This is a genomic window from Variovorax sp. 05T418, from assembly GCF_056396385.1.
In genome coordinates this window covers 73,454-85,807 of sequence record NZ_JBFTLJ010000008.1, presented here as the reverse complement: position 1 = coordinate 85,807, position 12,354 = coordinate 73,454, and the positions used below count along the sequence as shown (strand labels likewise).

Here is a 12,354-nt window from a genome sequence, read left to right as displayed (position 1 = left end):
TTCTGCCGTCATTTGGTTTCGAAGCGGGTTGCGCCGTCCCATTCGGGGTCTTGGGGCCGCAACGCCATGGAGGCTAATCGTTGTGCGTAGAGCTGGTAAAGGACTTTTTTGGCATCCGCGGCCAGCAGCGGATCCAGCAAGTTGCGGCCCATGGCCCAGTCCTGACGGCGGTAGGCGGCCAGCACTTCGGCCCAGCGCTGCAGCTGGGCGGATTGCTGCAGTGCGGCAGGGCTCTGGGCCTCCGCTTGCGCGGTGGCGCCGAGCGGCGTGAACACGGCCACGGCCTGCGCGCGGCCCTTGACGAGCACGCTGTCGAGCTCCTGCCAGACGAAGCCGGGCGCGAGTTCGCGGGTGGCGCCGCTGGCGACGATTTCCACGCCGTAGTGCACGCTCAGGCCTTCGAGGCGGGAGGCGAGGTTGACCGCATCGCCAACGACGGTGTAGCTGCGCCGCGCAGCCGAGCCCATGTCGCCCACGCTCATGACGCCGCTGTTGATGCCGATGCCCACGCTGATCTCGGGCCGGCCGGTGCTGCGGTGGAGGTTGTTGATGTCGCGCACGGCCTCGGCCATGTCGAGCGCGGCGCGCACGGCCAGGGTGGCGTGGTCAGGGGTGTCGATGGGGGCGCCCCAGAAGGCCATGACGCAGTCGCCCATGTATTTGTCGACGGTGCCGCGATGCGTGCTGATGACGCTGGTGAGCCGGTTGAACACGTTGTTCAGGAAGGCCTGCAGTTCGGCCGGTGCCATCTGCTCGGACAGGCGGGTGAAGTTGCGCATGTCGCAGAACATGACGCTCATGTGCTTGCTCTCGGCGCGCATGCTGTAGCGGCCGGGGGTGACGAGCATTTCCTTGACGAGCTGCGGCGGCACGTAGGTGCCGAAGAGCCGCACCAGCCCCCGGCGTGCGCGCGACTCGATGAAGTAGCCCCAGCCCATGTTGAAGGCAAAGGCGAGCACCGCCATGGCCAGTGCGGAGGCAAGCGGCAGCACGAGGCTGTGGCGCTGGTAGAGCCAGGCATTGACGCCGACCAGCGCCGCGAGGGTGGCAATGGCCAGCACCACGGCGCGCGGGGCGGGCAGCAGCGACAGGCCCAGCGCCAGCACGAGCCCCGCGGCCAGCACGCTGAGCACTTCGTAGCCGGGGGCGTAGTCGGGCACCGCGAGCAGGCGGTGGTCGAGCATGGCCGAGACGATGTTGGCATGCACTTCGACGCCGGGGAAGGCAGCGCCGACAGGGGTGGCGCGCAGGTCCTGCAGGCCCGGCGCGGTGGCGCCGACGAGCACGATGCGGTCCTTCAGCTCGCCGGGCGCAAGCCGCCCTTCGAGCACGTCGCCGGCGGACACGTAGCGGAACGATCCGCCGTGCGCTCCGCCGGGGCCGCGGAACGGCACCTGCATGGAAGCGGCTTCGTTGACGGGTATGCGCAGGCCGCCGGCCAGCAGGGACTGGAGCGGCGGCGCGGCGGCGCCGGGTCCGCTGGGTGCAAAGGCCGGCCGCACGGGCGGCGAGCCGCTGGCGAGCCGGTAGACGGCCAGACCCAGCGATTCGTAGTAGCCGGGCCGGGCGCGGTCGCCCTCATAGCGGGCGATGAGCGGCACGGCGCGGATGACGCCGTCGCCGTTCGACATGACCAGCGTGTTGAGAAAGCCCGCCGCCGGCGCGGCATCGGCCAGCACCGGCAGGCTGGCGCCAAAGCCGTTCCAGGCGGTGGCATAGCCGCGGCCCGGCGGAAAGGCCTCGGCCTGCAGCACGGGGGCCGGCGGCAGCTGGCCCTTGGCGCCGGGCTTTTCGGTGCGCGTGAAGTAGTAGCCGAGCGCCACGCGCTGGCCCTGCATGGCGGCGGCAAAGATGGCGTCGTTGTCGAGCGTGGGAGCGAGCCGGTCGATTTCAGCGGCCAGGCCCGGCATTTCGCGCAGCGGCCCGCGTGCGATCTGGCGCAGCTTGTCGAGGCCGGAGCTGCGGTCGGGCTCGACGAACATCACGTCGAAGCCCAGCGCCGCCGCCTGCTGCCGCCCGGTGAGCTCCCGGGTGAGCCGGGCCAGCTTGTCGCGCGACCAGGGCCATTGGCCCTGCCGGGTGAGGCTGGCGTCGTCGACGTCGACGATCACGATGCGCGGATCGAGCGTGCCCGGCATGGTGGCGCGCAGGCGGGTGTCGTAGATCAGGTGGTCGAGCCGGTCGATGGCATCCAGGCGCCAGAGGCCGGTGGCATGCGCGAGCGCGAGCAAAACCGGCAGCAGGGTGATGGCAATGCGCGGCCAGTGGCGCCTGAGCGCGGTCACTGGTGCTGCACCCTTGGCGCTGTTGCGCCGCGGGAATCAGACGCGCACGAACTGCATGCGCGTGGCGCCGCCAAGCTCGAGTACGTCGCCTTCCTGCAGCCCGACGGGCTCGGCACCGAGCGGTGCGCCGTTGAGCGTGACGCCGCCCATGATGGTGGAAGCCATGTAGCTCTGGCGGCGGCGCGTGACCACGGCCACCGCAACGCCGGGCTTGCCGATGGTGGTGACCACCTTCTGCAGCGGCACTTCCTGGCCCTGGTCGGTGCCCGAGAGAACGCGCAGTGCGGGCATGCCCAGTTCGAGCAGCGCGCCGGCTTCGGTGGGTGCGGCCGACAGAGGGACGGAAGCCGCGTAATCGCCGCGCGCAGCACCGCGGGGGGAACCGGCGTCGGCGGCCGCGCTGCTGCGGGCGCGGAAGTGCAGGCGGCAGCCGCCGATTTCGATGACGTCGTTGTCCTTGAGCTTCTGCTGCTTCTGGACGACGATCGCATTGACGTAGGTGCCGTTGGTGCTGTTGAGATCTTCAATTTCGACTTCAGCGCCGCGCATGTGCAGCACGGCATGCTCGCCGCTGACCGCGAGATTGTCGAGCACGATGTCGTTGTAGGCGCGCCGCCCCAGCGTGGTCCGGTCCTTGGCAAGCGCCATTTGCCCGATGACAGTGCCATCGATCGAAATGATCATCTTCGGCATTGCCGACTCCCTGAATGCATGTTTTTATTCAGGCGCACTGCCAACGCGCGCCCTGGCCAGGACAACTGAAATATTGTCTCGGCCGCCATTGTCGTTGGCAACGGCCACCAGAAGTGATGCTTTCTGCTGAAGCTCGACATCGTGATTCAAAAGCGTGAAAAGCTGCGCATCCGGGACCATCTCGCTGAGCCCGTCGGAGCAGAGCATATAGAGGTCGTCGGGCCTTGCGGTGTGCTCGTGCATCTCGAGCACCACCTGCGGCTCCACGCCCATGGCACGCGTCACCAGGTTGCGGTGCGGGGAGATCAGCGCTTCCTCGGCGGTGATGGCGCCGGCGTCGAGCTGCTGCTGGCGCAGTGAATGGTCGCGCGTGAGCTGCTCGAGCTTGTTGTTGCGAAGGCGGTAGCAGCGCGAATCGCCGATGTGGCCGACCAGCACGCGCTGGGGCCGGAACGCGGCCAGCACCAGGGTGGTTCCCATGCCCTGGAGTTCGGCATTGGCCAGGCCGGCTTCGAGGATGGCGGAATTGGCCTCGTCGGTGGCCGCCTGCAGGGCGCGCCGGACCACGCGCGCGGGCGCCTGCAGGCCGGCCTGCGCGAACCAGCGCGCAAAGCTGGCGTGCACCAGCGACACGGCCATGGCACTGGCCACTTCGCCGCCCTTGTAGCCGCCCATGCCGTCGGCCAGCACGGCCAGGCCCAGGGCCGGGTCGACGTGCAGGTCGTCCTCGTTGTGGGCGCGCGCGCGGCCGACGTCGGTCAGCGCCGCAAAGTCCCAGGAGAGCTGGGGCCGGGTGGAGAAAAGGGACGCGCCGACACTCGCCATATGTTTTCAGGAAGCGTCGACGCGCGACGGTTTCAGTGTCCCTCGGCGGCCTGCGCGCGCCGCTGCAGCAGGCGGCCCACGGCCACCACGAAGAAGGCGCCGGCAGCCGCGGCCGCATAGTGCAGCCAGGGGTTGGCAGCCAGCACGCCGTGCAGCGACACGTCGCTGGCAATGGTTTCGCCGCCGACCCAGCCGATCAGGGCGGCGCCCAGCATGACGACGATCGGAAAGCGTTCCATGAGCTTGATCATGAGCGTGCTGCCGAAGATCACCAGCGGAATGCTGATGGCCAGGCCAAGCACCAGGAGCACCATGTTGCCCTGCGCGGCGGCGGCCACGGCAATCACGTTGTCCAGGCTCATGACCAGGTCCGCCAGCAGGATGGTGCGCACGGCCGCCATCATGCTGCCGTATTCCTTGGCTTCGCCTTCGCCTTCATCTTCTTCGCTCAGCAGCTGCAGGCCGATCCACAGCAGCAGCAGGCCGCCGACGATCTGCAGGTAGGGCAGCGCCAGCAGCCTGGCCGCCACCACCGTGAGCACGATGCGCAGCACCACGGCCGCGCCCGAGCCGAACAGCACGGCCTTTTTCTGCTGCGCGGGCGGCAGCGATCGCGCCGCCATGGCAATCACCACGGCGTTGTCGCCCGAAAGAATGATGTTGATCCAGACAATCTTGATCAGACCGATCCAGAAGTCGGCGCCTTGAAGGAGTTCCATGTCTCTTGTTCCACTGTGTTGTAGTGAAAAAAGCGCCCGCAATCCAGATTGCGGGCGCTTTTTCTTTTTGCGTGGTTGCGCGGAGAACTGCCGGGGGCTTGTTTAGAGCTGGGCCTTGAGCAGTTTTGCCAGTTCCGAGAAGTTGCGCGTCACGGTGAAGCCGCACTCTTCCATGATGGCGAGCTTGGCATCGGCCGTGTCGGCACCGCCCGAGATCAGCGCGCCGGCGTGGCCCATGCGCTTGCCGGGAGGGGCGGTGACGCCGGCGATGAAACCGACCACCGGCTTCTTCATGTGTTCCTTGCACCAGCGGGCCGCGTCGGCTTCGTCGGGGCCGCCGATTTCGCCGATCATGATGACGGCGTCGGTGTCGGGATCGTCGTTGAAGGCCTTCATCACATCGATGTGCTTGAGGCCGTTGATCGGGTCGCCGCCGATGCCGACTGCCGACGATTGGCCAAGGCCGATTTCGGTCAGCTGCGCCACGGCTTCATACGTGAGCGTGCCCGAGCGCGAGACCACGCCGATGCGGCCCTTGCGGTGGATGTGGCCGGGCATGATGCCGATCTTGATTTCGTCGGGCGTGATGAGGCCGGGGCAGTTGGGGCCCAGCAGCAGGGTCTTCTTGCCGCCGGCCGCTTCCTTGGCCTTCATCTTGTTGCGCACTTCGAGCATGTCGCGAACCGGAATGCCTTCGGTGATGCAGATCGCCAGGTCCAGGTCGGCCTCGACGGCTTCCCAGATGGCGGCGGCCGCGCCGGCCGGCGGCACGTAGATCACCGACACGGTGGCGCCGGTTTGCGAAGCGGCTTCCTTCACCGAACCGAAGATCGGGATGTTGAAGATCGACTCGCCGGCCTTCTTGGGGTTCACGCCCGCGACGAAGCAGTTCTTGCCGTTCGCGTATTCCTGGCACTTCTCGGTGTGGAACTGGCCGGTCTTGCCGGTGATGCCTTGCGTGATGACTTTGGTGTCTTTGTTGATGTAGATCGACATGACTTGTTCCTTAGGCCTTCTTGACTGCTGCGACGACCTTCTGGGCCGCTTCCGCCATGGTGTCGGCGCTGATGATCGGCAGGCCCGAATCGGCCAGCAGCTTCTTGCCTTCGACTTCGTTGGTGCCCTTCATGCGCACGACCAGCGGCACTTGCAGGTTCACGGCCTTGCAGGCTGCGATCACGCCGGTGGCAATGGTGTCGCACTTCATGATGCCGCCGAAGATGTTGACGAGGATGGCTTCCACGTTCTTGTTCTTCAGCATGATCTTGAAGGCTTCGGTGACCTTCTCGGGGGTGGCGCCGCCGCCCACGTCCAGGAAGTTGGCCGGCTCGCCGCCGAACAGCTTGATGGTGTCCATGGTGGCCATGGCCAGGCCGGCACCGTTCACCAGGCAGCCGATGTTGCCGTCCAGGCTGATGTAGGCGAGGTCGAACTTGGAGGCTTCGACTTCGGCCGCGTCTTCTTCGTCGAGGTCGCGCAGGGCCACGATTTCGGGGTGGCGGAACAGCGCGTTGCTGTCGAAGTTGAACTTGGCGTCCAGCGCCATGACCTTGCCCTTGCTGTCACGGTTGAGCGGGTTGATCTCGACCAGCGAGGCGTCCGTCTCCATGTAGCAGGTGTAGAGCTTCTTGAGGATGTCGACCGTTTGCGCGGTGGAATCGGCCGGCATGCCGATGCCGTCGGCGATCTGCTTGGCCTGCTCGTCGGTCAGGCCCTTTTCGGGGTCCGCGAACACGGTGATGATCTTCTCGGGCGAGGAGTGGGCCACTTCCTCGATGTCCATGCCGCCTTCGCTCGAGGCGATGAACGCGACCTTCTGCGTCGCGCGGTCGGTCACGGCCGAGACGTAGTATTCCTTGTTGATGTCGGCGCCATCTTCGATGTAGAGGCGGCGCACCTTCTGGCCTTCGGGGCCGGTCTGGTGGGTCTTGAGCTGCATGCCGAGGATCTCGCCGGCGAGCTTCTTGACGTCTTCGATCGACTTGGCGACCTTGACGCCGCCGCCCTTGCCGCGGCCACCCGCGTGGATCTGGGCCTTGACGACCCACACCGGGCCTCCAAGTTTCTGGGCGGCCTCGACCGCCTCCTGAACCGTATAGGCCGGAATGCCGCGCGGCACCGGCACGCCGAACTTGGCAAGGATTTCCTTGCCTTGGTACTCGTGAATCTTCATGAGGGATGTCTCTCGGAAGGAGGAGGTTGAGAACGGGGGATCTGGGGTCTGAGGCGTCTTTGGCTCTGTTGCTCGCGGGCGACGGCAGCCTGACGGCTGGGGGCGGCGAACAACCGCGGACTGTATCATGGTGCGGCGCACCAATACTCGACGTGGCCTTGCGGTCAATACGTACTTTCTTCTAGCCCCTCTACGCATACTCCGATATGGCCAAGGTTTTCATCGACGGCGAAGCCGGCACCACCGGCTTGCAAATCCGCGAGCGGCTCCAGACGATGCCGCAGATCGAACTCGTGAGCATTGCGCCCGAGCTGCGAAAAGACGTGGCCGCCAAGCGCGAGCTGATGGCCGGCGTCGACCTGGTGGTGCTGTGCCTGCACGACGATGCGGCGCGCGAATCGGTCGCGCTGATCGACCAGCTGCCCGGCAAGAAGCCCAAGATCATCGACGCCTCCACCGCGCACCGCGTGGCGCCCGGCTGGGTGTTCGGCTTTCCCGAACTGGCGGCCGGCCACTGGCAGGCCGTGGCCGCGGCCGACCGCGTGGGCAACCCGGGCTGCTATGCCACGGGCGCCATCGCCATGGTGCGGCCGCTGGTCGACGCCGGCCTGCTGCCGGCCGACTTTCCGATCTCGCTGCCTTCGGTGAGCGGCTATTCGGGCGGCGGGCGGGCCATGATCGAAGACTATGAGAACGGCAAGGCGCCGCTTTTCGAGACCTACGCGCTCGGCCTCAAGCACAAGCACATTCCCGAGATCATGAAGTACACCGGCCTTACCCGCCGGCCGGTCTTCATTCCTTCGGTGGGCAATTTCAAGCAGGGCATGCTGGTGCAGCTGCCGCTGCACCTCGATCTGCTGCCCGGCAAGCCGAAGGCCGGCGACCTGCAAGAGGCCCTGGCCGCGCACTACGCCAAGAGCAACACGCCCGAGCAGTTCGTGAAGGTGCTGCCGCCCACCGATGACGGCAAGCTCGACGCGCTGGCGCTCAACGACACCAACCAGCTAGAGATCCGCGTGTTCCCGAACGAGGACCATCGCCACGCCGTGGTGATTGCGCGCCTGGACAACCTGGGCAAGGGCGCGAGCGGCGCCGCGGTGCAGAACCTGAAGCTGATGCTGGCGCTCTGAGCGCCCGCGGCTGAGCCTTTCCTGGCAGGCCGGGGCCGCGCGCCCGGCCGTCAGTCTTCGTCGAAATCGCTCCGCAGCACCTTGGCCACCACCGCGCCCGAAAAGCCGCGCGCCAGCAGGAAGCGCGTTTGCTTGGCGCGCTCCTTCGCATCGGCGGGCGGTGCGTCGAAGCGGCGGCGCCACAGGGCCGTGGCGCGCTCCACCTCGGTGTCCTGCAGGCTGGCCACGGCCTGTGCAATGGCCTCGGGCGCAATGCCCTTGGCCTGCAGCTCCTGCCGCACCCGCAGCGCGCCCGAGCGGGCGGCGCGCTGGTTCAGCACCGAGGCCACCACGCGCGGCTCGCTGATGAAGTCCTTGGCGGCCAATTCGTCGAGCGCGCGGGCCAGTTCGCCGGGTGTTTCTTCGTGCCTGGCCAGCTTGCGCTCCAGTTCCGCGCGCGAATGCTCGCGCTGGCTCAGGAGCCGCAGCGCGCGGCCTTTGAGGGAAGGGGCGCCGAAAGCCATGCGCTGCCTGCGCGCGTGCTCGCCGGCTTACTCGCCCTTGTCGGCTTTGTCGGCCTTGGGCGCCTTGGCGGGCTTCTCGGCCTTTTCGGGGGCGGGAGCGTTGGCATCGGCCGCCAGCAGCGGAATGCCCAGCGATTCGCGCACCTTGTTCTCGATCTCGCGCGACAGCTCGGGGTTCTCGCGCAGGAACTCGCGGGCGTTGTCGCGGCCCTGGCCGATCTTTTCGCCGTTGTAGGCGTACCAGGCGCCCGACTTGTCGAGGATCTTGGCGTTCACGCCCATGTCGATGATCTCGCCTTCGCGGCTGATGCCTTCGCCGAACAGGATGTCGAACTCGGCCGTCTTGAACGGGGGCGACACCTTGTTCTTCACCACCTTGACCTTGGTTTCGTTGCCGATGGCCTCGTCGCCCTTCTTGATGGTGCCGATGCGGCGGATGTCCAGCCGCACCGAGGCGTAGAACTTCAGCGCATTGCCGCCGGTGGTGGTTTCGGGCGAGCCGAACATCACGCCGATCTTCATGCGGATCTGGTTGATGAAGATGACCATGCAGTTGGTCTTCTTGATGGTGGCGGTGAGCTTGCGCAGCGCCTGGCTCATCAGGCGGGCCTGCAGGCCGGGCAGCGAGTCGCCCATTTCGCCTTCGATTTCGGCCTTGGGCGTGAGCGCGGCGACCGAGTCGACCACGATCAGGTCGACGGCGCCCGAGCGCACCAGCGAATCGACGATTTCGAGGGCCTGCTCGCCGGTGTCGGGCTGGCTGATGAGCAGGTCGGACAGGTTCACGCCGAGCTTCTGGGCGTACTGCACGTCGAGCGCGTGTTCGGCGTCGACGAAGGCGCAGGTGCCGGCCTGCTTCTGCATCTGGGCGATGACCTGCAGCGTGAGCGTGGTCTTGCCCGAGGATTCCGGGCCGTAGATTTCGATGACGCGGCCGCGCGGCAGGCCGCCGACGCCCAGCGCGATGTCCAGGCCGAGCGAGCCGGTGGAGACCACCTGGACGTCTTCGAGCGCCTCGCCTTCGCCGAGCCGCATGATCGTGCCCTTGCCGAACTGCTTTTCGATCTGGGCCAGCGCGGCCTGCAGGGCCTTGGCCTTTTCGCTGCCTGCGACCGAGATGCTGGTGCCCTTGACGAGTGCGTCCATGAAGAAATCTCCTTGAAAATCAACGGTTTGTGTGTGGAGGCGGTCCATCTGCTTTTAATCACAGGCTGGATGCTTGAACAGTAGTGTAGAGGCTGATTGATTTGAGTAAATCCATTTTTTGGTCAGTTTGCTTTACCATCTAGCCGATGGCCGAATCCGCTTTTCCGACCGACCCGGACGCCTGGCGGCAGACCCACCTGGGCCGCCTGCTGGGCCATGCAATGCGCCGCTTCGACGAGCGCGTGCTCGAACTCATGGCGCATGACGTGAACGTGCCGCTGGCGCTGTCGAACCTTGCGGCGCGCGCGCAGGTGAGCGCGGCGCACATCCACATCACGCGGCACCTGGCGCGCGAGGGCTCGCGCCTGACCGAGCTCGCGCAGCGCGCCGGCATGACCAAGCAGGCGATGGGCGCGCTGGTGGACCAATGCGAGGCCTGGGGCCTGGTCACGCGCGGGCCCGATCCGCTCGATGCGCGGGCGCGGCGCGTGCTCTTCACCACCGACGGCCTGGCCTGGCTCGACGCCTTCCGCGGCGCCGTGACACAGGCCGAGCGCGAGTTCCGCGCGAGCGTGGGCAACGACATTGCCACCGTGGTAACCATCGGACTCGAGGCCTACACGGCGGGCTAGACTCGGCAAAAGAGACATGTGTGAACGCGGCGCCAGTGCGGCGCCCGAACCGGCCGGAGGTGGCTCATGCGGATTCTGATTGCCGAAGACGACCAGGTGCTGGCCGATGCCCTGCTGCGCAGCCTGCGCACCTCGGGCGCGGCGGTCGACCACGTGGCGAACGGATCGCAGGCCGACACCGCGCTCATGACGCACAGCGAGTTCGACCTGCTGATCCTCGACCTGGGGCTGCCCAACCTGCACGGCATCGAGATCCTGAAGCGGCTGCGCGCACGCGGCTCGCAGCTGCCGGTGCTGGTGCTCACCGCGGCCGACAGCGTGGAGGAGCGCGTCAAGGGCCTGGACCACGGCGCCGACGACTACATGGCCAAGCCCTTCAGCCTGCAGGAGCTCGAGGCGCGCGTGCGGGCGCTCACGCGGCGCGGCATGGGCGCCACCAGCAACACGATCCGCCACGGCCCGCTGGTGTACGACCAGGCCGGCCGGGTGGCCACCATCGACGGCAAGATGGTCGAGCTCTCGGCGCGCGAACTGGGCCTGCTGGAGGTGCTGCTGCAGCGCGCCGGCCGCCTGGTCAGCAAGGACCAGCTGGTGGAGCGCCTGTGCGAATGGGGCGAGGAAGTGAGCCTGAACGCGATCGAGGTCTACATCCACCGGCTGCGCAAGAAGATCGAGAAAGGCCCGGTGCGCATTGCAACGGTTCGAGGCCTCGGCTACTGCCTCGAGAAGATTCCTTGACGCGCCGCCACGCGTAGTGCCCGAAGACCCCCGGGGGCAACTGCCTTGAAACTCTTCCAGCGCGCGCAGCGCTCCCTGTTCGGCGAGATCCTCGACTGGATGCTCACGCCGCTCCTGCTGCTGGTGCCGGTGAGCATCGGCGTGACCTGGCTGGTGGCGCAGGGCATTGCCAATGCGCCCTTCGACCGCGCGCTCGAATACAACGTGCAGACGCTGGCGCGGCTGGTCACGGTGCAGCAGGGGCAGACGCAGTTCGTGCTGCCGCAGCCGGCGCGCGAGATCCTGCGGGCCGACGGCGCCGACCGCGTCTATTACCAGGTGCTCGACAGCCACGGCGCGCTGCTCAGCGGCGAGCCCGACGTGCCGCATCCCAATTCCGACGAGCCCCCGGTTCCCGGCGTGGTCACGCTCCGCAACGGCGAGATGCGCGGCAAGTCGGTGCGCGTGGCCTCGCTCTGGCTCGCGGGCCCCGACAGCGACGCGGAGCCGGCGCTGCTGCAGGTGGCCGAGACGCGCGAGAAGCAGTCGGTGCTGGCCACCGAGATCATCAAGGGCGTGCTGCTGCCGCAGTTCGCGATCCTGCCGCTGGCCGTGCTGCTGATCTGGCTGGCGCTGGTGCGCGGCATCAAGCCGCTGTCGGTGGTGGAGGCGCGCATCCGCGAGCGCCGCCCGGGCGACCTGAGCCCGCTGGACGAGTCGTCGGTGCCGCTCGAAGTGGTGCCGCTGGTGTCGTCGGTCAACGAGCTGCTCGACAAGCTCAACGATTCGATCCACACGCAAAAGCGCTTCCTGGCCGATGCGGCGCACCAGCTCAAGACGCCGCTCGCGGGCCTGCGCATGCAGGCCGACCTGGCACAGCGCGAGGGCGCCAACGCCGACGAGCTCAAGCAGTCGCTCAAGCAGATCGGCCGCGCCAGCGTGCGCGCCACCCACACGGTGAACCAGCTGCTCTCGCTCGCGCGCGCCGAAAGCACCGGCGCCGGCACCGGCCGCCAGGCCTGCGACCTGGCGCGGCTCACCATCGAGGTGGTGCGCGAAGCGGTGCCGCGCGCGATCGAGAAGCGCATCGACCTGGGCTACGACGGCGCCGAGGCAGGCGCGCCCGGCGTGGTGATCGAAGGCAACCAGACCCTGCTCAAGGAGCTGGTGCGCAACCTGCTCGACAACGCGATCAACTACACGCCCTCGACCGCCGAGCGGCCCGGCGTGATCACCGCGCGCGTGCTGGCCGACCCGTTCGGCCACGTGGTGCTGCTGCAGGTGGAGGACAACGGGCCGGGCATTGCGGAGTCCGACCGCGAACTGGTGTTCGAGCCGTTCTACCGCGTGCTCGGCAACGAGGCCGACGGCTCGGGCCTGGGCCTGCCGATCGTGCGCGAGATCGCCAACCAGCACCATGCGCAGGTGAAGCTGGAGGACGCGCATCCGGGCCGGCAGCCGCCGGGGGCGCGCTTCACGGTGCGCTTCGAGGGCGAAGAAGCCGCGGCCTGACGAGACGCGGCGGCGGGGT

General features: G+C 67.6%; 12 protein-coding genes. 4 read left to right on the top strand and 8 right to left on the bottom strand.

All coding sequences use genetic code 11. The annotated features are described in order from the left end of the window. Window positions 1-8: 8 nt before the first annotated feature. The 6 genes from AC1DMS_RS17535 to sucC all read right to left on the bottom strand — a co-directional run bounded on the left by AC1DMS_RS17535 (window position 9) and on the right by sucC (window position 6,695). Window positions 9-2,285 carry a CHASE2 domain-containing protein gene (locus AC1DMS_RS17535; RefSeq protein ID WP_478181517.1) on the bottom strand — a complete coding sequence of 759 codons (2,277 nt, stop codon included), beginning with the start codon at window positions 2,283-2,285 and terminating at the stop codon, window positions 9-11. A gap of 36 nt (window positions 2,286-2,321) precedes the next feature. Continuing rightward, a complete protein-coding gene (locus tag AC1DMS_RS17530; RefSeq protein ID WP_018903498.1) occupies window positions 2,322-2,978 on the bottom strand; it encodes an FHA domain-containing protein in 657 nt (218 codons plus the stop codon). Between the two features lie 24 nt (window positions 2,979-3,002). After that, the gene (locus AC1DMS_RS17525) at window positions 3,003-3,803 is read right to left on the bottom strand and encodes a Stp1/IreP family PP2C-type Ser/Thr phosphatase (RefSeq protein WP_307593288.1); all 801 of its coding nucleotides are present in this window, start codon (window positions 3,801-3,803) and stop codon (window positions 3,003-3,005) included. 32 nt (window positions 3,804-3,835) lie between these two features. After that, on the bottom strand, window positions 3,836-4,522 hold the full coding sequence (locus tag AC1DMS_RS17520; RefSeq protein WP_015867929.1) for a TerC family protein: 687 nt from the start codon (window positions 4,520-4,522) through the stop codon (window positions 3,836-3,838). 102 nt (window positions 4,523-4,624) lie between these two features. After that, a complete protein-coding gene (gene sucD, locus AC1DMS_RS17515) occupies window positions 4,625-5,518 on the bottom strand; it encodes a succinate--CoA ligase subunit alpha (RefSeq protein WP_015867930.1) in 894 nt (297 codons plus the stop codon). 10 nt (window positions 5,519-5,528) lie between these two features. Next, window positions 5,529-6,695: an ADP-forming succinate--CoA ligase subunit beta gene (gene sucC / locus AC1DMS_RS17510; RefSeq protein WP_007828709.1), complete on the bottom strand. Its 1,167-nt coding sequence runs from the start codon at window positions 6,693-6,695 to the stop codon at window positions 5,529-5,531. A 206-nt stretch (window positions 6,696-6,901) separates the two neighbouring features. Between sucC and argC the strand changes: the two genes are divergently transcribed. After that, a complete protein-coding gene (gene argC / locus AC1DMS_RS17505; RefSeq protein ID WP_478080766.1) occupies window positions 6,902-7,825 on the top strand; it encodes an N-acetyl-gamma-glutamyl-phosphate reductase in 924 nt (307 codons plus the stop codon). A 50-nt stretch (window positions 7,826-7,875) separates the two neighbouring features. On the opposite strand, the gene recX is transcribed toward argC, so the two are convergent. Then, window positions 7,876-8,328, bottom strand: a complete 453-nt coding sequence (gene recX / locus AC1DMS_RS17500) for a recombination regulator RecX (RefSeq protein ID WP_307593287.1) — start codon at window positions 8,326-8,328, stop codon at window positions 7,876-7,878. A 27-nt stretch (window positions 8,329-8,355) separates the two neighbouring features. Further along, window positions 8,356-9,474 carry a recombinase RecA gene (gene recA / locus AC1DMS_RS17495; protein WP_062363963.1) on the bottom strand — a complete coding sequence of 373 codons (1,119 nt, stop codon included), beginning with the start codon at window positions 9,472-9,474 and terminating at the stop codon, window positions 8,356-8,358. A gap of 146 nt (window positions 9,475-9,620) precedes the next feature. Between recA and AC1DMS_RS17490 the strand changes: the two genes are divergently transcribed. The 3 genes from AC1DMS_RS17490 to AC1DMS_RS17480 all read left to right on the top strand — a co-directional run bounded on the left by AC1DMS_RS17490 (window position 9,621) and on the right by AC1DMS_RS17480 (window position 12,335). Further along, the gene (locus AC1DMS_RS17490) at window positions 9,621-10,106 is read left to right on the top strand and encodes a MarR family winged helix-turn-helix transcriptional regulator (RefSeq protein ID WP_018903493.1); all 486 of its coding nucleotides are present in this window, start codon (window positions 9,621-9,623) and stop codon (window positions 10,104-10,106) included. Window positions 10,107-10,172: 66 nt separating this feature from the next. After that, window positions 10,173-10,844 (top strand): response regulator, encoded by a 672-nt coding sequence (locus AC1DMS_RS17485; RefSeq protein WP_015867936.1) that lies wholly within the window; start codon window positions 10,173-10,175, stop codon window positions 10,842-10,844. Between the two features lie 45 nt (window positions 10,845-10,889). Then, window positions 10,890-12,335 (top strand): sensor histidine kinase, encoded by a 1,446-nt coding sequence (locus AC1DMS_RS17480; protein ID WP_015867937.1) that lies wholly within the window; start codon window positions 10,890-10,892, stop codon window positions 12,333-12,335. Window positions 12,336-12,354 lie beyond the last annotated feature (19 nt).

Bases quoted from the DNA above. Each gene is read 5' to 3' on its own strand.
- AC1DMS_RS17530 (WP_018903498.1), bottom strand. From the start codon at position 2,978: ATGCCGAAGATGATCATTTCGATCGATGGCACTGTCATCGGGCAAATG.
- AC1DMS_RS17525 (WP_307593288.1), bottom strand. From the start codon at position 3,803: ATGGCGAGTGTCGGCGCGTCCCTTTTCTCCACCCGGCCCCAGCTCTCC.
- AC1DMS_RS17520 (WP_015867929.1), bottom strand. From the start codon at position 4,522: ATGGAACTCCTTCAAGGCGCCGACTTCTGGATCGGTCTGATCAAGATT.
- sucD (WP_015867930.1), bottom strand. From the start codon at position 5,518: ATGTCGATCTACATCAACAAAGACACCAAAGTCATCACGCAAGGCATC.
- sucC (WP_007828709.1), bottom strand. From the start codon at position 6,695: ATGAAGATTCACGAGTACCAAGGCAAGGAAATCCTTGCCAAGTTCGGC.
- argC (WP_478080766.1), top strand. From the start codon at position 6,902: ATGGCCAAGGTTTTCATCGACGGCGAAGCCGGCACCACCGGCTTGCAA.
- recX (WP_307593287.1), bottom strand. From the start codon at position 8,328: ATGGCTTTCGGCGCCCCTTCCCTCAAAGGCCGCGCGCTGCGGCTCCTG.
- recA (WP_062363963.1), bottom strand. From the start codon at position 9,474: ATGGACGCACTCGTCAAGGGCACCAGCATCTCGGTCGCAGGCAGCGAA.
- AC1DMS_RS17490 (WP_018903493.1), top strand. From the start codon at position 9,621: ATGGCCGAATCCGCTTTTCCGACCGACCCGGACGCCTGGCGGCAGACC.
- AC1DMS_RS17485 (WP_015867936.1), top strand. From the start codon at position 10,173: ATGCGGATTCTGATTGCCGAAGACGACCAGGTGCTGGCCGATGCCCTG.